This is a genomic window from Parabacteroides chinchillae, from assembly GCF_900108035.1.
In the GTDB taxonomy this organism is placed as follows: domain Bacteria; phylum Bacteroidota; class Bacteroidia; order Bacteroidales; family Tannerellaceae; genus Parabacteroides; species Parabacteroides chinchillae.
Genome location: NZ_FNVS01000002.1, coordinates 50,913 through 76,701 on the forward strand (window position 1 = coordinate 50,913; position 25,789 = coordinate 76,701).

Annotated in this window: 25 protein-coding genes, 2 tRNA genes and 1 pseudogene; 21 read left to right on the forward strand and 7 right to left on the reverse strand. The window is 39.0% G+C overall.

All coding sequences use genetic code 11. The features are described 5' to 3' along the window. Position 1 precedes the first annotated feature (1 nt). The 10 genes from C4S38_RS02105 to C4S38_RS02150 all read left to right on the forward strand — a co-directional run bounded on the left by C4S38_RS02105 (position 2) and on the right by C4S38_RS02150 (position 10,283). Positions 2-1,135 carry an acyltransferase family protein gene (locus tag C4S38_RS02105; protein WP_103982354.1) on the forward strand — a complete coding sequence of 378 codons (1,134 nt, stop codon included), beginning with the start codon at positions 2-4 and terminating at the stop codon, positions 1,133-1,135. A 25-nt stretch (positions 1,136-1,160) separates the two neighbouring features. Further along, positions 1,161-2,360 (forward strand): L-serine ammonia-lyase, encoded by a 1,200-nt coding sequence (locus tag C4S38_RS02110; RefSeq protein WP_103982355.1) that lies wholly within the window; start codon positions 1,161-1,163, stop codon positions 2,358-2,360. Between the two features lie 29 nt (positions 2,361-2,389). Further along, positions 2,390-3,382, forward strand: a complete 993-nt coding sequence (locus C4S38_RS02115) for a glycoside hydrolase family 43 protein (RefSeq protein WP_103982356.1) — start codon at positions 2,390-2,392, stop codon at positions 3,380-3,382. Between the two features lie 151 nt (positions 3,383-3,533). Then, positions 3,534-4,163, forward strand: a complete 630-nt coding sequence (locus C4S38_RS02120; RefSeq protein WP_103982357.1) for a TetR/AcrR family transcriptional regulator — start codon at positions 3,534-3,536, stop codon at positions 4,161-4,163. 24 nt (positions 4,164-4,187) lie between these two features. Then, positions 4,188-5,480, forward strand: a complete 1,293-nt coding sequence (locus tag C4S38_RS02125) for a TolC family protein (RefSeq protein WP_103982358.1) — start codon at positions 4,188-4,190, stop codon at positions 5,478-5,480. Between the two features lie 22 nt (positions 5,481-5,502). Further along, entirely contained in the window at positions 5,503-6,393 is an 891-nt protein-coding gene (locus C4S38_RS02130; protein WP_103982359.1) for an HlyD family secretion protein, read from the forward strand. Between the two features lie 18 nt (positions 6,394-6,411). Continuing rightward, entirely contained in the window at positions 6,412-7,311 is a 900-nt protein-coding gene (locus C4S38_RS02135; protein WP_103982360.1) for an ABC transporter ATP-binding protein, read from the forward strand. 12 nt (positions 7,312-7,323) lie between these two features. Continuing rightward, on the forward strand, positions 7,324-8,058 hold the full coding sequence (locus C4S38_RS02140; RefSeq protein WP_103982361.1) for an ABC transporter ATP-binding protein: 735 nt from the start codon (positions 7,324-7,326) through the stop codon (positions 8,056-8,058). Positions 8,059-8,062: 4 nt separating this feature from the next. Continuing rightward, positions 8,063-9,175, forward strand: coding sequence for an ABC transporter permease (locus tag C4S38_RS02145; protein WP_103982362.1), 1,113 nt, complete (start codon positions 8,063-8,065; stop codon positions 9,173-9,175). A gap of 10 nt (positions 9,176-9,185) precedes the next feature. Then, entirely contained in the window at positions 9,186-10,283 is a 1,098-nt protein-coding gene (locus C4S38_RS02150) for an ABC transporter permease (RefSeq protein ID WP_103982363.1), read from the forward strand. Between the two features lie 191 nt (positions 10,284-10,474). On the opposite strand, the gene C4S38_RS02155 is transcribed toward C4S38_RS02150, so the two are convergent. From C4S38_RS02155 to C4S38_RS02170, 4 genes are all read right to left on the reverse strand, one after another. Then, positions 10,475-10,557: transfer RNA gene (locus C4S38_RS02155), tRNA-Tyr, on the reverse strand. Positions 10,558-10,596: 39 nt separating this feature from the next. Then, positions 10,597-10,670 (reverse strand) — tRNA-Thr (locus C4S38_RS02160). A gap of 164 nt (positions 10,671-10,834) precedes the next feature. Continuing rightward, the gene (gene trxA / locus C4S38_RS02165) at positions 10,835-11,194 is read right to left on the reverse strand and encodes a thioredoxin (RefSeq protein WP_099465752.1); all 360 of its coding nucleotides are present in this window, start codon (positions 11,192-11,194) and stop codon (positions 10,835-10,837) included. Between the two features lie 203 nt (positions 11,195-11,397). After that, positions 11,398-12,651: a DUF418 domain-containing protein gene (locus C4S38_RS02170; RefSeq protein WP_103982364.1), complete on the reverse strand. Its 1,254-nt coding sequence runs from the start codon at positions 12,649-12,651 to the stop codon at positions 11,398-11,400. A gap of 219 nt (positions 12,652-12,870) precedes the next feature. Here C4S38_RS02170 and C4S38_RS02175 point away from each other — a divergent pair, with 219 nt between their 5' ends. The 6 genes and pseudogenes from C4S38_RS02175 to C4S38_RS02195 all read left to right on the forward strand — a co-directional run bounded on the left by C4S38_RS02175 (position 12,871) and on the right by C4S38_RS02195 (position 16,909). Further along, positions 12,871-13,767, forward strand: a complete 897-nt coding sequence (locus tag C4S38_RS02175; RefSeq protein WP_103982365.1) for a helix-turn-helix domain-containing protein — start codon at positions 12,871-12,873, stop codon at positions 13,765-13,767. A 197-nt stretch (positions 13,768-13,964) separates the two neighbouring features. Then, on the forward strand, positions 13,965-14,807 hold the full coding sequence (locus tag C4S38_RS02180; protein ID WP_103982366.1) for an AraC family transcriptional regulator: 843 nt from the start codon (positions 13,965-13,967) through the stop codon (positions 14,805-14,807). 133 nt (positions 14,808-14,940) lie between these two features. Continuing rightward, a pseudogene (locus C4S38_RS16300) lies at positions 14,941-15,063 on the forward strand (oxidoreductase); the annotation flags it as partial. 26 nt (positions 15,064-15,089) lie between these two features. Beyond that, a complete protein-coding gene (locus C4S38_RS16305) occupies positions 15,090-15,233 on the forward strand; it encodes an SDR family oxidoreductase (protein WP_394340837.1) in 144 nt (47 codons plus the stop codon). A gap of 8 nt (positions 15,234-15,241) precedes the next feature. After that, positions 15,242-15,808 carry a DapH/DapD/GlmU-related protein gene (locus C4S38_RS02190; RefSeq protein WP_103982367.1) on the forward strand — a complete coding sequence of 189 codons (567 nt, stop codon included), beginning with the start codon at positions 15,242-15,244 and terminating at the stop codon, positions 15,806-15,808. A 45-nt stretch (positions 15,809-15,853) separates the two neighbouring features. Next, positions 15,854-16,909 (forward strand): alpha/beta hydrolase, encoded by a 1,056-nt coding sequence (locus C4S38_RS02195; RefSeq protein ID WP_103982368.1) that lies wholly within the window; start codon positions 15,854-15,856, stop codon positions 16,907-16,909. A gap of 209 nt (positions 16,910-17,118) precedes the next feature. On the opposite strand, the gene C4S38_RS02200 is transcribed toward C4S38_RS02195, so the two are convergent. After that, positions 17,119-17,766: a superoxide dismutase gene (locus C4S38_RS02200; RefSeq protein WP_099465746.1), complete on the reverse strand. Its 648-nt coding sequence runs from the start codon at positions 17,764-17,766 to the stop codon at positions 17,119-17,121. Between the two features lie 235 nt (positions 17,767-18,001). Here C4S38_RS02200 and C4S38_RS02205 point away from each other — a divergent pair, with 235 nt between their 5' ends. The 5 genes from C4S38_RS02205 to C4S38_RS02225 all read left to right on the forward strand — a co-directional run bounded on the left by C4S38_RS02205 (position 18,002) and on the right by C4S38_RS02225 (position 23,203). Beyond that, positions 18,002-18,541 (forward strand): pyruvoyl-dependent arginine decarboxylase, encoded by a 540-nt coding sequence (locus C4S38_RS02205; RefSeq protein ID WP_099465745.1) that lies wholly within the window; start codon positions 18,002-18,004, stop codon positions 18,539-18,541. Positions 18,542-18,733: 192 nt separating this feature from the next. After that, positions 18,734-19,570: a deoxyribonuclease IV gene (gene nfo, locus C4S38_RS02210; RefSeq protein WP_103982523.1), complete on the forward strand. Its 837-nt coding sequence runs from the start codon at positions 18,734-18,736 to the stop codon at positions 19,568-19,570. Between the two features lie 38 nt (positions 19,571-19,608). Further along, a complete protein-coding gene (nhaD, locus tag C4S38_RS02215) occupies positions 19,609-21,018 on the forward strand; it encodes a sodium:proton antiporter NhaD (RefSeq protein ID WP_103982369.1) in 1,410 nt (469 codons plus the stop codon). Between the two features lie 13 nt (positions 21,019-21,031). Continuing rightward, positions 21,032-22,672, forward strand: a complete 1,641-nt coding sequence (locus C4S38_RS02220; protein ID WP_103982370.1) for a dipeptidase — start codon at positions 21,032-21,034, stop codon at positions 22,670-22,672. Positions 22,673-22,717: 45 nt separating this feature from the next. Continuing rightward, a complete protein-coding gene (locus C4S38_RS02225) occupies positions 22,718-23,203 on the forward strand; it encodes an outer membrane beta-barrel protein (protein WP_099465741.1) in 486 nt (161 codons plus the stop codon). A 92-nt stretch (positions 23,204-23,295) separates the two neighbouring features. On the opposite strand, the gene C4S38_RS02230 is transcribed toward C4S38_RS02225, so the two are convergent. Further along, on the reverse strand, positions 23,296-23,934 hold the full coding sequence (locus C4S38_RS02230; protein WP_103982371.1) for an HAD family hydrolase: 639 nt from the start codon (positions 23,932-23,934) through the stop codon (positions 23,296-23,298). 3 nt (positions 23,935-23,937) lie between these two features. Beyond that, a complete protein-coding gene (locus tag C4S38_RS02235) occupies positions 23,938-25,710 on the reverse strand; it encodes an ArnT family glycosyltransferase (protein WP_103982372.1) in 1,773 nt (590 codons plus the stop codon). Positions 25,711-25,789 lie beyond the last annotated feature (79 nt).

The following is a 25,789-nucleotide window of genomic DNA, read 5'->3' on the forward strand; positions in this document are numbered from 1 at the left end:
TATGGAAAAGACGGTCTACAAACGGTTGGAGTCACTGGATGTTCTACGTGGCTTCGACCTTTTTTGTCTTGTTGTCCTGGAGGTGGTGTTATATCCTCTGGAAAGTGCGATTGACGCACCTTGGTTCAATTCATTGATGTGGGGCTTTTCGCATGTGGAGTGGGAGGGTTTTTCTTCCTGGGATTTGGTAATGCCTCTCTTTATGTTTATGGCCGGTGTATCTATACCGTTTGCTTTATCGCGTTATAAGGCAATGCCGGATAAAACGGCTGTGTATCGTCGTATAGGGAAACGCGTTTTGCTATTATGGGTATTTGGCATGATGTGCCAGGGGAATTTACTGGCATTGGATCTTGATAAAATTTATTTGTATTCGAATACTTTGCAATCTATAGCAATGGGATATTTGATTGCTGCCATGTTGTTTCTGCATATTCGTTTTGCTGCACAAATAGGTGTGGCGGCCGGTTTGTTACTGTTGTATTGGGGATTAATGCAATTTGTTACGGTAGATGGTTATGGAGGTGGTGTTTATACCCCTGACGGCAACCTGGCCGAATGGGTAGACCGTGTTGTATTAGGACGTTTCCGGGATGCTGCTACGATAGTTGATGGGCAGACTGTGTTTGCCGGGTGGTATAATTATACATGGATATTAAGTAGCCTGAACTTTGGTGTGACAGTGTTGACCGGATTGTTTGCCGGGCAGATATTGAAAAATGAATATACCCGTAAATATAAACTGCAGCTATTGTTTGGTATTGGTGTCGCTATGGTTGCTGCAGGTTGGTTGTGGGGATTGCAAATGCCGGTTATTAAGAAGTTGTGGACTAGCTCCATGGTGTTGGTGAGCAGTGGGTATTGTTTTTTGCTGATGGGCATTTTTTATTATTGGATAGATTGCAAAGGACATAACAAACATTTGAATTGGCTAAAGATATATGGAATGAATTCTATTGTAGCATACATGCTGACTATGGTAATTAATTTCAGGTGTATTGGCGAGTCTTTATTTTTTGGTTTGCAGCAATATATGGGAAATTATTATCAGGTACTTATTGCCGTATGCAACGTATTGGTTATTTATGTAATTTTGTGGTTGCTTTATAAACGCAATATATTTCTAAAAGTATAAACACATTTAATTGGGAAACTTACACATGGAATCAATCAGACAAATATATCGTATAGGTCATGGCCCTTCTAGCAGCCATACAATGGGGCCGATGCGTGCTGCTCAAATGTTTTTAGATCGTAACAGAGGTGCAGTACGTTTTAATGTTACCTTGTATGGAAGTTTGGCGGCTACAGGGAAAGGACACATGACGGATGCTGCTATTCTGGAAGTATTATCGCCGGTAGCTAAAACAAACATAACATGGGAACCTAAAAACTTTCTTCCGTTTCATCCGAACGGAATGTTGTTTGAATCATTTGATGAAAGTGGCGAAGTGTTAGATAGTTGGACGGTTTATAGTATCGGAGGTGGTACGTTGGCAAACGAAAGTTTCAATGAACTGAAAACGGCACAGGTTTATGAAATGCAGACGATAAAGGATATTCAGGCATGGTGTGAGAAAAGCGGGCATTCCTATTGGGAATATGTAGAACAGTGCGAAGGGCCTTCGATCTGGGATTATTTAGCTGAGGTATGGGAGGTTATGCAACAAGCTGTACGTAACGGCTTGGAAGCGGAGGGAGTTCTTCCCGGAGGATTAGGACTGCGTCGCAAAGCTTCCGATTATATGATCCGTGCAAAAGGGTATGGCAGTAGCATTAGAAGCCGTGGAATGGTATATGCATATGCTTTGGCTGTTTCTGAAGAAAATGCAAATGGAGGAAAGATTGTCACGGCACCGACTTGTGGCTCGTGCGGCGTTATGCCGGCTGTACTTTATCATTTAAAGGACTCTAGAGAGTTCCGCGATTCACGTATTTTGCGTGCTTTGGCTACGGCCGGTTTATTTGGCAATGTGGTCAGAACGAATGCTTCTGTGTCGGGTGCCGAAGTTGGTTGCCAGGGAGAAGTAGGTGTTGCCTGTGCTATGGCTGCTGCTGCTGCAAGCCAGTTGTTTGGTGGGACGCCAGCCCAGATAGAATATGCGGCCGAAATGGGATTGGAGCATCATTTAGGATTAACTTGTGATCCGGTGTGCGGATTGGTTCAAATACCGTGTATTGAACGTAATGCTTTTGCAGCTGCCCGTGCACTGGATGCAAATACATTTTCCAACTTCTCCGACGGGAAACACCGGGTAAGTTTTGATCAGGTGGTAGAAGTCATGCGCCAGACTGGAAACGATTTGCCGAGCCTTTATAAAGAAACCTCAGAAGGCGGACTAGCTAAAATGGAGCGGTAATATTTACTAATGTGTTTAATATACTCAAGATGAAAAAAGACCTTATTTATTCTTTGTTGACTGTAAGTTTATTTTTTGCGTGTGGTCAGCCAAAGCAACAGCAAACGGAAGAAGTTGCAAAAAGCGGTAATCCTGTATTTGAGGGTTGGTATGCCGACCCGGAAGGTATTATTTATGATGATACCTATTGGATTTATCCAACCACAAGTGATCTATACGAAAAACAGACATTTTTTGATTGCTATTCATCAAAAGATTTGGTGACGTGGACAAAGCATCCGTCTATCCTTGATACGACGGAAGTAAAGTGGGCAAACAGAGCAATGTGGGCTCCCTCTATTATCAGTAAGGATGGAAAGTATTATTTCTTCTTTAGTGCAAATGATGTACATGAAGGCGAAGTGGGCGGTATCGGTGTTGCTGTAAGCGACAAACCGGAAGGACCGTATAAAGATTTGTTGGGTAAGCCGCTTATCAATGAAATTGTAAATGGTGCGCAACCTATCGATCAGTTTGTTTTTCATGACGAAGACGGACGATACTATATGTATTATGGGGGCTGGGGACATTGTAACATCGTTTTGCTGAATGATGATTTTACAGGTCTTGTTCCTTTTGAAGATGGTGAAATCTATAAAGAAATTACTCCTGAAAGTTATGTAGAGGGTCCGTTTATGTTTAAGAAGAATGGTAAATATTATTTTATGTGGAGCGAAGGTGGCTGGGGAAATCCTGATTATTGTGTAGCTTATGCTATTGCTGATTCTCCTTTTGGTCCGTTTAAGCGTATAGGAAAGATTCTTCAACAGGACCCTCAAGTTGCTACAAGTGCAGGACATCATTCTGTAATGCATATACCAAACTCTGAAGATTATTATATTGTTTATCATCGTCGCCCGTTGGGAGATACAGGGCGTGACCATCGTGTAACCTGTATAGATAAGATGACTTTTGATAAAGATGGTTTTATTAATCCGGTAAAGATTACATTCGAAGGGGTAGAAGCAAGGCCAATTAAATAAGTTTTCTATTGGTTATTGTATACAGATGCTTTTGGGGTAAAGATAAAAAACATTAAAAGAAGAACATATTTATAATGTTCTTCTTTTTTTATTTTACTTTTGACATATGTGTCAGACATATGGGACGAAATAAATAATAACAATATGACGTATGAATACAGAAGAAGTGCAGGATATGGAATTCCGTATCATAGAAGCTGCAAAACAAGTCTTTGTCCGAAAAGGATATGAAGCTACCAAAATGGGAGATATTGCTGAGGAAGTGGGTATTAGCCGAACAGCTATGCATTATTATTTCCGAACCAAGGAAATGCTTTTTGAAGCTGTATTCGGACAATTAATGGGCGTTTTGCTTCCAAATATTGATTCTATAATGAATGAGCCTACGACTTGCCTTGAGAAGATACCAAAGATTGTTAACGAGTATGTTGCTATAATGCAGTCAAATCCTTCATTCCCAATTTTTGTTGTAAATGAATTTAACAGAGATCCGGAACATTTGTACAAAGTGGTGATGAGAGATCCATCCCGGGTGCAGCCTTTAATAAAGTTACAGAAACAGATGCTGGAAGAAATGGAAAAAGGTTTGATAAAAAAGATGCCGTTGGCTTATACGGCTTCAACTTTAATCGGGTTAGTTATTTTTCCTATGTTGGCACGCTCTCCGTTGACTACTGTTTTTTTTAATGGAGAGGAAGAACGTTTTGACGCATTTATAGAAGAACGAAAAACTTTTATTTCGGATATTATGATCCGTTTACTGACACCAGATAATAAGTAATCATTTATTTGTACAGAATAATTTATGAAATCAATTTGTATAATTCTATTATCGTTTGGAGTGAGTGCCTTTATTGTTCCTTTAAGGGCGCAAGAAGGTAAAGTTAGTATTATGCAGTGTTATGATTGGGCACATGATAATTATCCTCAAATCCGGCAATACGGGTTAATTAACCGTACCAGAGATTATAACTTGGCTAATGCAGGGAAGGGATGGTTGCCCCAAGTGGCATTAAATGCGAAGGTTACTTATCAGAGCGATGTCACTAAATTGCCGTTTGATGCAGATAAGTTTTCTGCTATTATACCGGGTATACAGATTCCTACACTGGGCAAAGATCAATATCAAGTTGTGGCGGAAGTAAATCAAACGATTTGGGACGGAGGTGTTATTCATGCAACCAAACAGATAACCAAAGCAGAGGCCGAAGCTAACCGTGAACAGTTGGAGAGTGATCTTTATGCTTTGAACCAACGCGTAAATCAGCTTTATTTCGGTTGTTTGCTGCAAGACGAATTACTTCTTCAAAATGTTTTGCTTCAGAAAGAATTACAGATAAATATAGACCGTATCGAGGCAATGATAGCTAATGGAGTAGCCAACCAATCTGATCTGGAAAGTATGCAGGTTGAACTTTTGAATGCCCGTCAGAAGGAGATAGAATTGAAGGCTTCGCGTATGGCTTATCGCCAGATGCTGGGAACATTGGTTGGAAAGCCCATTACAGAAGATGCCATTCTTGAAACTCCTTTAATGCCGGGAAGTTCATTGCCGCAAACGATCAACCGTCCTGAACTTCGCGCATTGGATGCCCGGAACCAGTTGCTGGAGATGCAGGACAAGCAGATTACAGCCGGAATTATGCCTCGTGTAGGTGCTTTTTTACAAGGAGGATATGGCCGTCCGGGATTGAATATGCTGGAAGATAAATTCAGTAGTTTTTATATGGCAGGTGTTCGCCTTACTTGGAATTTAGGCAAGCTATACACTTTGAAAAATGACAGGCGGAAATTGGATGTTAACAGGCAAATGATAGAAGTACAGAAAGACGTTTTTCTTTTTAATACCAATTTGCAATTGATACAACAAAATACGGAGATTCGTAAAATAACAGACCTGATGCGTGCGGATAATGATATAATACGTCTGCGTACCAGTATAAAGAAAGCTGCTGAAGCCAAATTGGAAAACGGGGTTATCTCAGTAACGGATCTGATTCGTGAAATCAATGCCGAAGATATGGCACGCCAGACAGCTGCCATGCATAAGGTTCAGCAACTGCAGTCAATATATGATTATATGTACACAACTAATTAGAAAAATAATACTTTATACAGATATGAAACACTTGATTTTATTCAGTCTGGTAGCATTACTTGCAGCATGCAATGGTAATAAGAAAGATTTTGATGCAACCGGTGCATTTGAATCTACCGAAGTGATGGTTTCTTCCGAAGCAACCGGTAAGATTATGGAGTTAAATATTGAAGAAGGAGATCGCCTGAATGCAGGTGATGTTGTAGGATATGTGGATAGCACACAATTATATTTTCGTAAAATGCAATTAATGGCCGGACTTAGGTCTGTGGATATCCGTAAACCGGACATACATAAACAGATTGCTACGTTGGAACAACAGATTGCTGTTGCACGTAGTGAACAACAACGCATGGAAAATCTGGTGAAGGCAAAAGCCGGCAATCAAAAACAAGTGGACGACCTAGTCAATAATATAAAGGTTCTTCAAAAGCAATTGGATGCTCAATATTCTACATTGGACAAAACCAAAGGCGGAGCCGATGCGGATGCCGAAAGCATACAATATCAGATTATGCAACTGGATGACCAGTTACAAAAGAGCCGTATAACGAATCCGGTTACCGGAACCGTTTTGGTGAAATATGCCGAAACAGGAGAAGTGACGACAGCTGGCAAACCTTTGTATAAAATTGCCGATATTGATTTGCTGTATCTCCGTGCTTATGTAACCGGCGATCAGCTTTCCCAATTGAAGTTGAATCAACCAGTACATGTTTTTGCAGACTTTGGAGATAAAGAACGTCGCGAATATCCTGGTGTCATCACATGGATTTCGGACAAATCGGAATTTACACCGAAAGGCATTCAGACAAAAGATGAGCGTGCCAATCTGGTTTATGCTATTAAGATAGCGGTGAAAAATGATGGTTATCTAAAGATAGGACAGTATGGAGAGACGGTATTTAATTGATGATAATGACTGATAGCTATGAACAATATAGATGTTCAACATATAAACAAAAGTTATGGCGGTGTTTCGGCTTTACGGGATATATCGTTGGAGATAAAACCAGGTGAACTGTTTGGGTTGATTGGACCGGACGGGGCAGGAAAGACTTCGCTATTTCGTATTCTTACAACGCTATTGTTAGCGGATAGTGGATCTGCTACGGTTTGCGGCCTGGATGTTACACGGGATTATAAGGAAATTCGTCACTGTGTGGGATATATGCCAGGACGTTTTTCTCTCTATCAGGACCTGACAGTGGAAGAGAATCTTAAATTCTTTGCTACTGTATTTAATACGACTATAAAAGAAAACTATGGTTTAATACGTGATATTTATGTGCAGATCGAACCTTTTAAAAATCGTCGTGCCGGCAAATTATCCGGAGGAATGAAGCAAAAATTGGCATTGAGTTGTGCTCTGATCCATCGCCCGGAAGTTCTTTTTCTGGATGAACCGACAACAGGTGTCGATCCTGTTTCGCGCGTGGAGTTTTGGAATATGCTGGATCGGCTGAAGAATGAAGGAATTACTATTCTTGTTTCCACACCGTATATGGATGAGGCTTCACGTTGTGATCGTATAGCACTGATGCGCTCTGGAGAGTGTTTGTCAGTTAATACTCCGGAAGGTATTCGTTCTACATATACTCGCCCGTTATATGCAGTACATGGTTCTTTTATGTATAAATTGCTGATAGATTTGCGCTCTTATCCTGATACATATTCATGTTACGCATTTGGCGATTCTCACCATTTGGCATTGAAAGATGGTAAAAATGATATAGTTGGTTTGGAAAAATTTATCAGGGAAAAAGGATATACGGATGTAACGTTGGAGCTTATAAGGCCTTCGATAGAAGATTGTTTTATGGCTTTGTAAAATGAGACAGAAATGAATGTAATAGATGTAACAAACCTGACAAAAAGCTTCGGATCTTTTACAGCTGTAGACCATATCAGTTTTAACGTGGGGGAAGGTGAATTATTTGGATTCCTGGGAGCTAACGGAGCAGGAAAGACTACAGCTATGCGTATGCTTTGCGGTTTATCTGCACCAACTTCGGGTGAGGCTCGTGTAGCAGGTTTTGATGTCTATAAAGAGACGGAGAAGATTAAACAACATATTGGGTATATGAGCCAGAAATTCTCATTATACGGCGATCTGAAAGTATGGGAAAATATCCGTTTATATGGCGGAATTTATGGATTGTCCGGAAAGAAGCTGAAGGAAAAGACCGACGAACTTCTTCATGTGCTCGATCTGGAAGGAGAACGTAATACATTGGTGGATTCTCTGCCCTTGGGATGGAAGCAGAAACTTGCCTTTTCAGTCGCTATTATCCATGATCCTCGTATCGTTTTTCTGGATGAACCTACGGGAGGCGTCGATCCTGTAACGCGACGTCAGTTCTGGGAGTTGATTTATCAGGCGGCCGAACGTGGTATTACCGTGTTTGTTACCACTCATTATATGGACGAGGCTGAATATTGTAATCGTGTTTCTATCATGGTGGATGGTAAGATAGAAGCTTTGGATAGTCCTGCTGCCCTTAAAGCTTCTTTCAATACTGATAATATGAATGACGTATTCCATGCTTTGGCACGTAAAGCAAAAAGAGGAGAGTAAATCTATGAAGCAGTTTGTATCATTTGTCCGGAAAGAGTTTTATCATATTTTCCGCGATATGCGTACTATGATGATTTTGTTGGGCATTCCGGTTATACTTATTATTATATTTGGTTATGCCATTACTACAGAAATCAGAAGTGTACCCGTTGCTGTGTTAGATCAAAGCCGTACGGATATTACCCGGAAACTGGTAGACCGTATTAGTGCCAGCGAGTATTTTAATTTATACAAAATGGTAGATAATATGGAAGAAGCCCAACAGCTTTTTCGCCGGAACAAGGTGCGTTTAGTTATTGTTTTTCCTGTAGATTTTGCAACTTCCAATGATGCTTCCATACAATTGCTGGCCGATGCCACCGATCCGAATGAGGCGACGCAAATAACGGCATATATGAGTCAATTGATAATGGATAACGGAAACTTTAGCATTGCAAACGGAACTTCAGATTCCCGGTTTTCAGTTTCTGGTTCTCGACTAGTACCTGTTGTTCATCTCCTTTATAATCCCCTGATGAAAGGTGCCTATAATTTTGTACCGGGTGTAATGGGATTGATTTTAATTCTGATTTGCTCAATGATGACTTCGGTTGGAATTGTAAAAGAAAAAGAAATGGGAACGATGGAAGTTCTACTTGTTTCGCCTATGAAGCCTGCATATATAGTTATCGCAAAAGCAATTCCTTATTTGTTGTTGAGTATGGTAAACATTGTTACCATACTTGTTATTGCGTATTTTTTGCTGGACGTGCCAATTGCGGGAAGTCTTACCTTGCTGGTCTTTATTTCTATATTGTATGCATTTGTAGCATTATGCCTCGGCTTGTTGGTTTCGACGATGGCAGACACGCAGAAGTCGGCGATGCTGGTTTGTGTTATGGTATTGATGCTTCCGGTAATATTATTGAGTGGAATGGTTTTTCCTATAGAAAATATGCCGGTTGTGTTACAATGGCTTTCCAACATTGTCCCGGCCAAATGGTATATTATAGCAGTGAAAGACGTGATGATAAAAGGATTGGGTATCGGATCTGTTCTGCCAGAAATTGCTATCCTTACAGTAATGGTAGCTTTTTTGATGTTGCTGAGTGTAAAACGTTTCAAAATCCGTTTATAAAAATAGGCTTATGAAAACATTACGATATTTATTGGAGAAAGAATTCAAGCAGATTCGGCGCGACCGTTTTTTGCCTCGAATTATATTTCTTGTGCCATTGATGCAATTAATTATCCTTCCTTTTGCTGCTAACTTCGAGATGAGGAATATTTACCTCAGTATTGTTGATAATGATCATTCCGTTATATCCCAACAACTAACGGACAAGGTTCTTTCTTCAGGTTATTTCCAGCTAACGGATGTTTCTCCTGAGTACAATCAGGCATTGGCTTCTATCGAAAGCAACCGGGCGGATATTATTCTTGAAATACCGGCGGGTACGGAAAAACAGTTGGGAAAGGAAGGGTATGCAGAAGTTCTGATTGCCGCCAATGCCGTAAATGGCACGAAGGGAGGAATGGGTAGTTCTTATCTTTCTTCCATCATTCAGGATTTTAACAGAGAAAAAGGGTTTGATTCCGGTATGTCTTTGTCGGGTATCTGCTCTACTAATCTTTTTAATCCGCATTTGGATTATAAGAATTTTATGGTTCCCGGTATCCTTGCCTTTTTAATGACGATTATAGGTGGATTTCTTTCCGCTCTCAATGTAGTAGGCGAGAAGGAGAAAGGAACCATAGAACAGATCAATGTGACACCTGTTCCTAAATCGGTGTTCCTGCTTTCCAAATTAATTCCATTTTGGATAATAGGCCTGATATTGCTTACTGTGGGGACTTTTATAGCCTGGCTTGTATATGGCCTGGTTCCAATAGGTAATCTTGGAATTATATATCTTTTTGCAGCTGCTTATCTGATAGCGTTTACCGGATTCGGGCTTGCTATTTCGTCAGTGTCGTCTACTCAGCAACAAGCTATGTTTACGGCATTCTTTTTCTTTATTATTTTTATATTATTGAGCGGATTGTTTACGCCTATCAGCAGTATGCCTGAATGGGCGCAGAATCTGACATTGTTTAATCCTTTGCGTTATTTTGTAGAAGTAATGCGTATGGTTTATATGAAAGGCAGTACATTGGCCGACCTATCCGTACATTTTGGAGTAATTTGTTTCTTTGCCATAGCATTTAATATACTGGCAGTTGTTGGCTATCGAAAAAGCAACTGATTTAATTTTTTCCGGAAGGAATCTCCGGTACTCAGGATATAGCCACTCTTTTAGAAAACAAAAATAGGAAAGATTTGAAACTGTTCAGGTAGGCAATTAAATTGAATAGGGTAAGCTATCAAACATTAAGGGTAGACAACAAAAAAGACTGGCTAACTTTTTATTGTTAACCAGTCTCTTTGGTGTTGAAGTGGGCAGTGATGGATTCGAACCACCGAAGGCGAAAGCCAGCTGAGTTACAGTCAGCCCCATTTGGCCACTCTGGTAACTGCCCTTATTCCAGTAAACCGGATTGACTTTTGTCTATCCTTTGAGCCTCTTGTCGGATTCGAACCAACGACCCCGAGATTACAAATCACGTGCTCTGGCCAACTGAGCTAAAGAGGCGAATAGTTTGTTGTTTGTTTGCGGGTGCAAAGGTAGCAATTGTTTTTATACATGCAATAGGTTTTGAAAATTAAATTATATTTTTCTCAAAAATAATAGAGAAATGTGAGATTTGATAAACCTCATAGCATTTCTCTACCACTATTTTAGTATAATATGTTTGCTTACTTCAAAAGCACCTCGTTTATGGCCTTTTTAAAATCGGTTTTGCCCATAGCTCCTTTTGCCATTTGAGGCTGTTCGTTCATGGGGCAGAAAAGTAAGGTAGGAATACTTCTGATGCCAAAAGCGGCAGCCAGTTCTTCTTCTTTTTCCGTATCTACTTTATAAATGTCTATTTTACCTTTGTATTCTTCAGCCAGCTCTTCCAAAATCGGTGCAATCATTTTACACGGACCACACCATGTTGCATAAAAATCTACGATGCAAGGTTTGTCTCCTTTATACTTCCATTCATTAGGGCTTGCTTCATAATCTGCAACTTTGTTTAGAAATTCAGCTTTTGTTAATTCTGTTACTTTCATAAATCAATCTCCTTTTTTAGTTTATATTGTTTTGTTTTTTATATAACAAAGATATGGCTATAAGTTTATTTTGTAAATGTCTATTTTTCCTTTATAATTGGCAAATTTCCTTCGGACATCATAAAATAAACAATTTCGCTGAAAGTAAATTAAAAACAGAGGTATAGTCAATATTATTTTTTACCAAAAAACAGGTTGCCTGATTAAGAATTAATTCTTTTTCTAAATGGTTGTATTTTGAGATAGGTAGCCGAACGCCAAAACCATTCTAAAGGGCCATATAGATAGTAGTTCAGCCAGTATCTACTGAATATGGCTTGTATAACATATACAACCAAACCTAAGACAAATACTTCAGTGATTCCCCAATTGCCGAATATTGCACCCAAACCCCACATAGAAAATATAATTCCCCCCACAATACTTTGTGCTACATAGTTAGTCAATCCCATGCGTCCGTAAGGAATGATGGCGTTCAGGTATTTTCCAACACTATCTGTCTGGAACAGGAGTATAAAACCAAGTCCTAAAGCTCCGGAAAACAGTACCGTATGTATATCATTAAGCGCCATGGACAACAGCATTTCGGGAGATAGTTTTACCCCTGACATGAGCATTCTGAAAGTAACTTCCTGCGATGGGATCAGGCTGATGAGAGAGCAAGCAAGAGTAAATCCTACAAAAAGCAGTATGTTCCTTTTTTTATGTGTTTCTACTCCTTCAAAAAAACGCAAACGCCCTACTACTAAGCCCAGAATAAAAAGAGCCATTGTTACATATCCGCGTCCGTTCAAACCAAATTGATAATTTAATTTCCCTACAAATCCGGTGGTTAAGTTTCTTTTTGCCGATTTGAAGAATGATGGTTTTTCCATTGTTTTCCCAGAAGAAGTCGGTCTGTTTTTGTTTGCTTCGTTAGATACTGGTCTTTGTGGCATATTTTCTACTTGTTCTGTTTTTACTAAACGATCATAACTCGTTGAAATAATGCGGGGCGTACCTATCAACAGAAGCAGGGCAATAACAATCAGTATTCTGTTTTTTAGGGGAAACAGTAATACCATGATTACTCCGAAAGCAGCATATATAGGTAAAATATCGGCAGTGAAAAAGCTATTGCCAACGATGCCTATCACAAAAAGAATAACCATGCGCCAGATAAAACGTTTTCGGAAATCAATTCCTTTTTTGGCACCCCGATCCATTTGTATAAAGAAACTTAATCCGAAAAGAAATGCAAAAATATTAATAAACTTACCCATTATTACATGTTGGGAAAGCCATTGAATAGCTGTATCCAGCATAGGAAATTGTGGCTCTGACGCGGGTATACCTGAAAAAACACCAAAATGTTGCAGCATATGCATAAGTATGACACCGAGCAGTGCAAATCCTCTTAATGCATCCAGAACGTGAATTCGACTTTGGGGAGCTGAAATAGTTTTACTTTGTTCCATTTTTTTACTATTTGATAATTATTTGTAAAGCTGTAAGCATGTTGTTTTAACGATCCACCTATAAATTGTTTCTGCAAAGATAGAGTGTGCACAAAGGCCCGTCCATAGATAAATTACAGTTTCAAAAACCAATATTCCTGATTTTAGGAATGCCTGAATTGGGGTTGGATGTGTTTTCCTATATTTGCAGAAAGTTATACCAAATAATAAAAAGAATATATGAGTGATATTATAAAATTAGATTCGATACAAGACTACAACGAGTTGTTAGGAGTGGAGACATATCATCCTTTGGTAAGTGTTGTTGATATGTCTCAGTTAGAGGTGATCCGTCATAGCCGTAAGAATTTCGGATTCTACTGTATTATCCTCAAGCAACTTGATTGCGGTCCACTTATTTATGGTCGTAATCAGTATGATTACCGGGAGGGAACACTTGTTTTTGTCTCCCCCGGACAGGTTGCAGGTATAAATGATAACGGCGAAACCCGTAATCCGCGCGGATGGATTCTTATGTTCCATCCCGATCTACTGCGCGGTACATTACTGGATAGGCAGATTAAAAATTATTCATTCTTTTCATACGAGTCGAACGAAGCTTTACACATGTCAGAACGTGAACGCCATATTATTATTAATTGTTTTAATGAAATACGTGAAGAGTTGGAACATGCTATTGATAAACATAGCAAACAAATTATTGCGGCCAACATAGAGGTGTTGCTAAATCACTGTGTACGTTTTTATGATCGCCAGTTTGTTACTCGTGAGATTGTAAATCGTGATCTGTTAAGTCGTTTCGAGAACCTCCTTGACGACTATTTCAATTCAAATAAGCCCCAAAAATTGGGTCTGCCTTCTGTTGCCTGGTGTTCCGGGGAGTTACACCTGTCTGCTAACTATTTCGGTGATCTGATTAAAAAAGAAACCGGAAAATCGGCACAAGAATATATCCAGTTGGTCACTATTGAGTGGGCAAAAAAGCTACTTTCGGAGGGTAATCGATCGGTTAGTGAAATTGCCTATACCTTGGGATTTAAGTATCCCCATCATCTAAGTCGTCTTTTTAAAAAAGTAGTCGGTGTAACTCCGAATAAATATAAAAGTGTAAGTTAGAGTTTCGCGAATGAAATCTAAAATAAACACATAGCGGAAAAGTAAATTCGAGTAAAGCGTACCGACATATCAACATATAAGCCTATCACTTAAAAAAATGAGGCGAGGCATTTAATTTTTGAGCTATACAACAAAATTATTTCTTTTGAAAAGGGTTACCTTTGCAAAAGAAATAATAGTTATAATCAAATAAAGAAATGACAGACAGAATCAATACACTACGTTATTCGGACATCTTTTTTGCGATGTATTTTGACGGAGGTATGAGCTGCACACACCGAAACCATTCCCACGTGTTGGTTTATATTTATTCCGGTGAAATGGCAATTGAAGAAAAAGGAAAAACAACAAAGCTGCATAGAGGCGACTGCGCCTTTATCTGTAAGGATTTCAGTGTTCGCATGACAAAACAAGCGTGGAATGGAGAGCAATTTAAGGCTATTTTTCTAATGTTTACGCCTAAATTCTTGCGTAGCTTCTACAACAAGTTAAAACCGAACTCAATCCCAAAGGATGCCAAAAGGGAGAAAGTAAGTCTGTATAAGTTGCCATCTAACCGTCCGGATATTACAAGCCTGTTCGAATCAATGACACCTTATTTCGATTCGGGCATCCAACCGTCAGAAGAGTTGCTGCAACTAAAAATGGTTGAGGGAATGTATGTACTGCTCAATACGAACAAGAATCTGTACGCATCGGTTTTCGATTTTACCGACCCATGGAAAATTGATATTCTGAATTTCTTGGAGAACAATTACATGAATGACATTTCAATGGAAGAAATAGCCAATTATACGGGACGTAGTCTTTCCACATTCAAACGGGATTTCAAAAAATGCAGTCCTCTTTCCCCTCGTGAATGGCTGATATGCCGTCGCCTCGAAGCAGCCCACGAACTAATACAGAAAGGCGAACGCAAAGTGTCGGAGATTTGTTTTGAGGTCGGTTTTAAGAATCTCTCGCATTTCTCGAAGGTTTATAAAGAAAAATACGGTATTCCTCCTACAAGGAATCTGCAACACGGAATGAGTCTCGCATAGATTGCGGGACTTTTTTATTTATGGACTTCCCGGCAAAGCACTTTGAACCACACAACAAAGCCGTAATGTCATAGACCTCTTACCTTTGCATCAGAAAATAATTAGAGCTTATAACAGATAACATCAGATAATTATGGCAGAAACAAAAACAATGAAAGAAAAAGTGGCTTTGGTGACAGGTGCAGGAATGGGAATCGGTCTTGCTTGTGCAGAAGCATTTGCCCGTGCAGGCTATATTACCGTTTTGTCAGATATTAGTCCGACACTCAAGCTGTAAAAGAAATGATTGATTGGATTATAGCTACTTACGGACGTTTGGGTAAGCCCGAAGAAATCGCCGATGCCGTATTGTGGCTATGCAGTCTGCAAGCAACTTATATGAACGGGCATGGCTTAATTGTAGACGGAGGTATCACTATTAAATAAGGAACAACATGAAAGATATTTTTGAAAAAGATTTGTCAGGCGAGATGGTTTCCCCAAACGAACCGGGTTACGAGGCGTTGATTACCGATATTTTCGAAACTATTAAGACTGCAACAGTAATGAATACAGGTTATCGTACTCCTGAAGAAGTCCATGACTATATGGGACGGATTCTTGGTAAACCACTCGAAGAGAGTACAACGGTGCTACCGCCGCTTTATATTGATTATGGCAAGCCGATTACCATCGGAAAGGGGTGTTTCATCCAGCAGTGCTGCACTTTCTTTGGTCGTGGAGGTATTACCATCGGCAATGATGTATTCATCGGTCCGAAAGTCAATCTGATAACCATCAACCATGACCCGAATCCGGAAAACCGCAGTGCAACCTATGGTCGTCCGATAGTCATAGAAGATAGGGCATGGATTGGCATCAATTCAACCATTCTTCCGGGAGTGCGCATTGGTTACGGTGCGATTGTCGGAGCTGGCAGTGTCGTTACCAAAGATGTGCCGCCTATGACGGTGGTAGCAGGAAACCCCGCTCGGTTTATTAAGAATATTGAAGTCAAATAAATTAGAAAAACATTTGAAATATGATAGAACAAAAACAATAATAGTATGAAATTACAAATTATTGCCATAATGATATTTCTGTCACTTACGGATGTCATGGCATCGGAAACAATTAAGTATAAAAACTCATCAGACATGGATACTTTAGAATTAACTCAAGAATGGGACAAAACATTTCCCGAAAGCGAAAAAGTGACCCACTCTAAAATTACATTTCATAACCGCTACGGAATAACACTTGTAGCAGACCTTTACAAGCCGTTGGATGCAAGCGGACAGTTGGCGGCAGTAGCCGTATGCGGACCGTATGGCGCAGTAAAAGAACAGGTATCGGGACGATATGCACAATCCCTTGCCGAGCGAGGTTTTCTGACTATTGCTTTCGACCCTTCGTTTTATGGCGAAAGCAGCGGTACTCCTCGCAATCTTACTTCTCCTGAAATAAGTACAGACGATTTCAGTGCGGCGGTCGATTATCTGCTGACCCGTGAGGATGTGGATTCCGGATCAATCGGTATCCTCGGTATTTGCGGTTGGGGCGGATTTGCCTTGAACGCAGCGGCTAACGATCCCCGCATCAAAGCTACCGTTGCTTCTACGATGTATGATATGAGCCGTGTAAATGCCAATGGGTACTTTGATACAATGTCTGCCGATGACCGTTATCAGCTTCGCGTACAACTTAACAAGCAACGCACAAAAGATTACCAAAACGGAACTTACGATCGTGATGGAGGGGTCGTAAATCCTGTACCGGAAGAAGCACCGCTTTTTGTGCGCCAATATCATGATTATTATAAAACAGAACGTGGCTACCATCACCGCTCACCCAATTCCAATGATGGAATTAATAAAACCGCATCTCTGTCTTTCATTAATCTTCCAATTCTTGCATACATAGACGAAATCCGCAGTGCAGTGTTATTGATACACGGTGAAAAGGCACATTCACGCTATTTCAGCGAAGATGCCTATAAGAGGTTGACCGGAGCGAATAAGGAACTACTTATTATCCCTGGAGCGAACCACACAGACTTATACGATAATTTGGCAGTGATTCCTTTTGATAAGATAGAGATATTTTTTAAAAAATCTTTTTAGGTAGAATAACTTTAAAACACACTTTAGTAGCCCATTTGTCTTTTCGACTTTTGGGCTATTTTTTATAAAATGCTGAAAATCAATGGTTGCTAAATCATTGCCTTTATTTCTCAATTGATTAAGTCTAACCGACAGAAATCTAAAATAAAAAAACCGTCGGAATGTTACCGGCGGTTTCTTATTACATTTTAAACTTGAGCTAATTTCGGTTAGTACCGTTTGCCAACCACGTCCCAGTCAATAATTTTCCATAAAGCATTCAAATGATCGGCACGACGATTCTGATAATCTAAATAATAAGAATGTTCCCAAACGTCGAAGCCTAAAAGAGGTTTTAATCCTTTAACAACAGGATTGCTGCCGTTTGCTTCTTTGGTTATTGAAAGTTTACCGTTGTTGTCTTCGGCTAACCAAACCCAACCGGAGCCAAATAAGCCTGTGCCTGCAGCAACAAATTCTTTTTGGAAATTCTCAAAAGAACCCCATTCCTTATTTATTGCTTCGGCAAGTTTGCCAGTTGGTACTCCTCCGCCTTTAGGTGAAAATTGAGTGAAATATAAATTATGATTTAAAACTTGCCCTGCGTTGTTAAATATAGCACCATCTGATTCTTTTACAATTGTTTCAAGAGGTGCGTTTTCAAACTTGGTACCTGGTACAAGATTGTTCAGATTATTTACATAAGTCTGTAAATGTTTCCCATGATGTAACTCAATGGTCTGTTTTGATATTACCGGTTCCAGAGCGTTTGCTGCATAGGGTAATTGAATTAATTCGAATTTCATGACTTCTTCTTTTTTATCTGTTATTTGACTATTTGTAATCAACAATAATAAACTAAGACATAATGTAAGCATGGCCTTATATGTTTTAATGTTGTTTGTATTATTATAACATGCCAGGCATTGAATTTGTTTAAAGGAACGAAAAAAGAATTTGAAAAATCATCCCGATCATTTTTATAAATCATCCTGATAATTTGCAAAAATGATCGGGATGATTTATTTCTGCCCGGAAAAGGAGAAAAATCCCGAATAAGTTTTTATTTTTGCACGCTCAATACATTATTAATAAGTAAAACATATTTTGTAGATGGTAAAGAAAGTTGGGAATTTAATTCCAAACACCTTTTTTATTACAAAGGGTAGTGGTGAATCTGATCTGGAAAAACATGCGGGTTCTTATCACATGGCTCTTTATGATGCCGGTATATCAGACTTTAATATTATGACATATTCGTCTGTTATTCCAGCAACGGCACATCTGGCAACCATGGATGAAATAGATCTTCCTCCATTTGGTTCTGAAATGAAAACTATCATGGCAGTGTCTCATGGATACCAGGATGAGTTTGTATCTGCTGGTGTGGTTTACGCTTGGATGTACAAGGATGAAAACTTTGATGAGAAAGTGGGAGGACTTGTATGTGAGGTTAGTGGTCGTTATCGTATTGAAGAACTTGAGTCCCGTTTGATTCGTGTAATCAATGATCTTCACCAGAAGACGTACGATAAATATTATTTAGGTGAACTTAACTTTATAACGGAAGGGATTACCATCGAAAAAAGATATGGGACAGCTTTGGCTGCTTTATGCTTTTTGGATTTCTTGCAACCGGATATTGAAGAATAAGCATTCAGGGGAATTTTATATTACATTTTTATAAGGCCGTCTTCCTTTCGGGGAAGGCGGTTTTTTGTTATATTTGCTGACCGGAATAGATAAATGTTGCCATTCCGGACGAATAACAATAAACATAAATTATTGTTGATATTCATTTTTACGGATGTAAGATTGAAGGTGAATAATATAAATAAACAGAATATGAAATACATAGGAGCTCATGTGTCTGCATCGGGAGGTGTCGAAAATGCACCTTTGAATGCTCAGGCGATAGGAGCAAAGGCTTTTGCTCTTTTCACTCGTAATCAACGTCAATGGAAATCTGCTCCATTACCAGAAAATAGTATTTCTCTTTTTAAAGAACGTTGTGAGGAATTTGGCTATTTACCTAAACATATTCTGCCTCATGACAGTTATCTTATTAATCTAGGGCATCCGGAAGAAGAAGGATTGCTGAAATCCCGTGCTGCTTTTTTAGATGAGATGCAGCGATGTGAACAACTGGGGCTTGACTTGTTGAATTTTCATCCCGGAAGTTCTTTAAATGAAATGACAGATGAAGAATGCTTAACTCGTATCGCAGAGTCTGTCAATTGGGCGTTAGGCAAAACGAACGGTGTTTGTGCCGTAATAGAAAATACGGCCGGACAAGGCACGAATCTTGGTTATACGTTTGAGCAGATTGCATATATTATAGATAAAGTAGAAGATAAATCCAGGGTGGGCGTATGTATTGATACTGCTCATACGCTAGCTGCAGGATATGATATAAAAACAGAGGATGGTTTTAAGGAAACTTTCCGGCATTTTGATGAAGTTATAGGTTTTTCTTATTTGAAAGGAATGCACCTGAATGATTCTAAAAAAGATATGGGATCAAGAGTTGACCGCCATGACAGCATAGGAAAAGGAGTAATGGGAATTATTCCTTTTCAAATGATTATGAACGATTCCCGTTTTGATGATATACCGCTTATATTAGAGACGCCAGATGAATCTATCTGGGCTGATGAAATAAAATATTTATATAGCTTATGATCGTTTTTATTCGGCAAACTAACTAAAATATTACATTTATGTTCATTTTGATGCCTGTAATTTTTGTCTTGGGAATATTGGCGATAGCCCTGGAAGACAAGATAAAGATTAACAAAGCAGCCATAGCTTTATTTATGGCCATTTCGCTGTGGATGATTTTGATGTTTGATGCATATAACATCTTTATTGAACGATCGAATCCTATATTCCTGGACTTTCTGACACAAAATCCGGATATGCTGAATCAGCCTGCCCATGTCCAATTTGTTAATTTCATAACAAACCGGTCTATTGTATTTCATTTGGGAAATGTATCGGAAACATTATTTTTTGTAATGTGTTCTATGCTGATTGTCGATATTGTGGATAAACATGGTGGTTTTCGTGCCGTAACGGGTTATATACGTACGGAGAATAAGCGAAAGTTGTTATGGTATATAAGTTTTGCAACATTCTTTTTTTCGGCGTTGCTGGATAATCTGGCTGCGGCGATAGTTATCATGGCTGTGCTTCGTAAATTGGTACCAGATCGGACAGACCGTTTGAAATATGCTTGTATGGTTATTATAGCAGCTAATGCCGGCGGTTCCTGGTCTCCTATAGGTGATGTGACGACAATTTTATTATGGGTTGGAAAGAACGTAACAGCTATGCATCAGATTTCTCATGTTTTTATTCCTGCATTAATAAATATGCTCGTTCCTCTTTCTATTGCCCATTTTTGGTTGTTTAAAAAAGGAACTACATTGCGGGTTATGAGTGAAGAAGAACAGGCGGATGAATATGTTCCGGAGATTCCAACACGTTCCCGAAAAATAATATTCATAATAGGTATCTTGTCTTTGGCATTGGTGCCTGTGTTTCAGATGTTGACAGATCTGCCTCCATTTTTAGGCGTATTGTTGGGGTTAGTGATTTTGTGGGTGTACACGGATATTATGTATAGTAAATTACATATGCATGAATCTCAAAAATTACGTATAGCACAATTATTACCTAATATAGATTTGTCTACGATTTTCTTTTTCTTAGGTATTTTGATGGCTGTAGGGGCATTGGAAACATCCGGCCAGTTAGGTATTATGTCTGCATTTTTAGATAAGCATGTGCACGAGCCTTATCTTATTAGTTTTGTCATAGGTGCTCTTTCTTCATGTGTGGACAATGTTGCACTGGTTGCTGCAACAATGGGTATGTATCCTGTTGTAGAACAGACTGTCGGTTTGTCTCATTATGCACAATTTTTCATGTCGGATGGCGGTTTCTGGACATTCCTGGCATATTGTGCTGTTACGGGTGGTAGTATTTTAATTATTGGTTCTGCTACAGGTGTTACAGTAATGGGGATAGAGAAGATTGATTTTATGTATTATACGAAACGATTTTCTATTCTGGCTTTGATAGGTTATTGTTGCGGGGCTGCCACTTATATGTTATTATTCGCTTAAACTTTATTTATATATGATGAAAAAATGGATACTGATAGCCGTTTGTGCGGTTATATTTGCCGGTCAGGAAACAGAAGCTTGTACAGGTTTGTTAGTCGGTAAAAAAGCTTCGGTTGATGGTTCGGTAATGATAAGCTATGCTGCCGATTCACATACATTGTATGGTGAATTATACCGTTGGCCTGCTGCAACATGGCCTAAAGGAACAATGCTTCAGGTGAATGAATGGGATACGGGTAAACCTCTCGGGGAAATATCCCAGGTAGAACAAACCTATTCTGTTGTAGGAAATATGAATGAATACCAGGTTGCTATAACAGAAAGTACCTTTGGTGGTCGTTCCGAATTGGAAGATTCAACGGGTATTATGGATTATGGAAGTCTTATTTATATAGCCTTGCAACGATCAAAGTCAGCACGTGAAGCTATTAAGGTAATGACCGATCTGGTTAAAGAATATGGTTATTACAGTAGCGGAGAGTCTTTTTCCATTGCCGATAAAAATGAAGCATGGATTATGGAAATGATAGGAAAAGGTGTAGGCAATAAAGGTGCGGTATGGGTTGCTATACGTATTCCTGACGATTGTATTGCCGCACATGCTAACCAGTCTCGTATTCAGCAGATACCATTTGACGACAAGGAAAATTGTATGTATTCTCCGGATGTGGTTTCTTTTGCTCGTGAAAAAGGGTATTTTAAGGGAAAAGATAAGGATTTTAGTTTTGCAAAGGCTTATTGTCCATATGAGTTCAGTGCTTTGCGTGGATGTGAAGCCCGTGTATGGTCTTTCTTCCGAAAATATGATAAGTCGATGGATAAATATGCCGATTTTATAAAAGGCGATCCTTCAAAGGAGCCTATGCCTTTGTACATTAAACCGGATCGTTTATTGTCTGTTCAAGATGTTCAGAATGCGATGCGTGACCATTTTGAAGGAACCGACTTGGATATGACGCAGGATGCTGGGGCCGGCTCTTATAAAGTTCCTTATCGGTGGCGCCCTATGACCTTTAATGTTGATGGGCAGGAATACACAAACGAACGTGCAATTGCTACACAACAAACAGGTTTTGTAATTGTTCCGCAAATGCGAAACTGGTTGCCGGATGCTGTTGGCGGTGTTCTTTGGTTTGGGGTTGACGACGCGGACATGGCTGTATTTACTCCGGTTTATTGTTCTGTAACGGATGTACCGGAATGTTATCGTGTAGGAAATGGAGACATGATGAATTTTTCGTGGACATCGGCTTTCTGGATTCACAATTGGGTAGCCAATATGGCTTATGGAAAATATAGCTATATGATACAGGATATACGTCCTGTTCAACAAGAATTGGAAAATAGCTACAAAGAAGCATTGCCGGCTATAGATGCTGCCGCCGTTAAACTATATGAAAAAAATCCGGCTGAAGCCGTTCGTTTTTTGACTTGGTTTAGTACAACCAATGCTGATGCTGCAACTACCCGTTGGAAAAAACTGGGTGAATATCTTTTGGTTAAATATATGGATGGTAATGTGAAGAAGGAAGAAAACGGACATTTTAAACAAAATGGTTATGGATTGTCTGCTTCACCTGATTTTCCGGGATATGACGAAGAATATTACCGTTGTATTGTAAAGAGTGCCGGAGAACGGTTGAAAGTAAAATAAATAGTTTATATTTGTGATGTAAATGTTGAACTAAAATAAAAGTGTATGAAAAAATTTGTCATTATGATTATGCTGGCCGTTATTAGTTTAGGTGCTTATTCACAAACGGAACAGGGAAGATCATCAGTTGGGTTTAATATCGGATACGGGTTTGATGATATAGGCAATGCTACGTTAGGCTTGGATTACCGGTATTGTATTTTGGATGATTTCCGTATCGCTCCGTCTCTGACCTATCATGTGAAGAATAATACGTTGAGCGCATGGGCTATTGACGTAAATGCTCATTATGTAGTAAAGTTGAGTGAAATGTTTGGTTTTTATCCGTTGGCCGGTTTAGATATGTCTTTTTGGAAATCAAGTTTAGGCCAGGGACTCTCAGTTAATGCTACCCGTTTTGGTGCCAATATTGGTTTGGGTGGTGAAGTATATGCTACAAACAACCTGAGTGTAGGGCTGGAAGTGAAATACTTGATTATTAAAGATCTGAGCAGACCTATGGTTGGTGTTCGTGTCGGATATAATTTCTAAAAAATAGTAATACAGTAAATTAAAAGTCCTGTCTTTTAAACACAAAAGACGGGACTTTTAAAATAGATATTTAACCGGTTTATTTTCAATGATTACCAGCTCTGGTAATCAGCAAACGTAAAACCTTCGAAATTAGGTATAACCTTGTATACTTTATCTTTTATTGTTTCAGCCGGATTGCTGGTACTTAACCCTATAACACGCATACCGGCAGAAGTGCCGGATTGTATGCCGGCAAATGAATCTTCAAAAACCAGGCAATTGCCCGGGGATTCCTGCAAATCCGATGCAGCTAATAAATAACACGCGGGATCCGGTTTCCCTTTGGTTATGCGGTCGGCTGTAACTATTGTGTCAAATATATTGTCCAGGTGAAGGAGATGGAAAGCCCGTTTTACTTTTATGTCGTCCGAACTGGTAACCAATCCTATCTTTACCTCATGCTCTTTGAGGATATGCAAAAATTCGATGGAACCGGGCATAGGAGGAAACGGCATTTCCTTTTCGAATGCATTCGATTCATCTATTACTCTTTGACGGAATTCTTCGGAATGGCTGGAGAAGTACTTTTCCAGTATATAGGGTAAAGTTGTTCCTTTTATAAGGGAAGCAAAGTCGTTTATACCCAACCCGTAGCGGTGAGCTGCTTCATTCCAGTAAATATCGTATATAGGTTCGGTGTCAACTATTACGCCGTCGAAATCAAAAAGGGCAGTTTTTATCTTTTTCATGTTCTATTGTTTGTTTCTTGTAAAGCTACATAATACCATATTCTGGCGCAATTCACTGATTGCATATTCTGTCGTTGTAAGTATTTTGAATATGTATTTTTCCTCGTAATTCTGTATGATCTTATTCAAACTGATGTCTGTAGCTAAAAGATAGCCGCTTTCCGGCTGTTCTGTTTCAAAATTATGGAACTTATTTCCCAGATAGAAATTTAAACCGTACATGTTTGTATATTCTTTCAGATTATTCATTACAAACATATTATTATCGTTTAATGGATATTCTTTACGAATCTTTTCGGCGAAAGGACGGGAAGAGTTACCATTTCGAATACTACGCATTATTACACCATCAATAAGCAGATTTACTGTGAAAGTAAGAGCTATTGTGGCGTATAGTATTTTAATATTTATCTTTTTGAACATCTGGTAATATACTGTTCCCAGAGATAATAATACAACCGTAACTATTGTTGTAGTTAATAAGCTTTTGAATGTTAGCACATTTGTTACAAGTTGAACATTGTATAATACGGATTGATTTGACGAATATTGAGAAACAATTGTGACCGGATTGATAATTCCCGACATGGTTAATAATATGGCGATTATAACCACAGCTACGGTAGATGCTAGAAATGCAGCAAATATACGTGTTACCTTTGTCCTGTATTCAGTGATATAAAGTGCATATTGTGCCAGAAATAGTGCGATGAATGGATAAGCGGGCATTAAATATACACTACGTTTGCTTGAAGGAATGGAATAAAAAAAGATGATACAGACTAAAGCTACCAGGCTGAACAAACGAACTTTTTCCATGGAACGGATGCGTTGCCAAATATCTTTCAGTATCTCTTTGAATGACATATTTGTTTTTTTGATTTTTAGTCCGAATAAAGAAAAGAAAAAGAAAATTGTCCAGGGAATAAAACCTGCTGCTAATGTTCCAAAGTTGTATAAAATGCCATTTTCGTGTCCTAAATTATAGTTGATGGCTGGTGTTGACAAATGAAAGAAACGTCCGAAGTTTTCTGCTAATACAACATTAAGAAAATCTTCGCCACCTTGTTTCCATGCTGATACATACCATAACAAAGGCAAAAAGAGGGAAGAAACACCGATATATAATAATGCTTTGAATATAGTAAGGGCGTTGTATTTATTCAACATCAATAAATAAACGAAGAAAACGAATAATGGCAATATGACTCCAACAGGGCCTTTTGTCAAAACAGCGCAACCAAGTAATATAGGAATGATTACGGGTAATCCTTTTAATTCCAGTTTATCCTCCCACCTGTAGAGCTGGAAAAGACCAATAACAATGAAGGTGGTCAATAACATGTCTACACGCGTTGTCATAGCGGCCCGGTGTAACTCCACGCAGGTTACCAGCAAGAGAGTAGCGATAAATGCTTCCTGGAATTTTACAATCCGCTTACCAAAAAACAAAAGTACAAAACCTATTAAAGTGATAAAAGCTAATGCAGACGGTAGACGGGAAGTAAATTCGGACACATGCCCTTGCGGATATGAAAATATAGCCATTAACCAATGCGCCATCGGTGGCTTATAAGCAAATTCATTTGCATATGTTTGTGGCAGAATCCAGTTTCCACTTTCAAGCATAGAAGTAGCAACGGCCGCTTCGCGTGGCTCTCCTTTAGTTGAAAAATCTCCTAACCCAATCCATGGTAATACTGAAATAATACAAATAATTACCACCATTGTGATTGGCTTTTGCAGATAAAGGTATTGTAGAGTAGGTGTGCGCATATTTTTATTGTTTATAAAAAAACTTCCCTTTTGTATTAAAAACAAGATGCAAAAGAACAATTTTTTGCGGACTTATCCT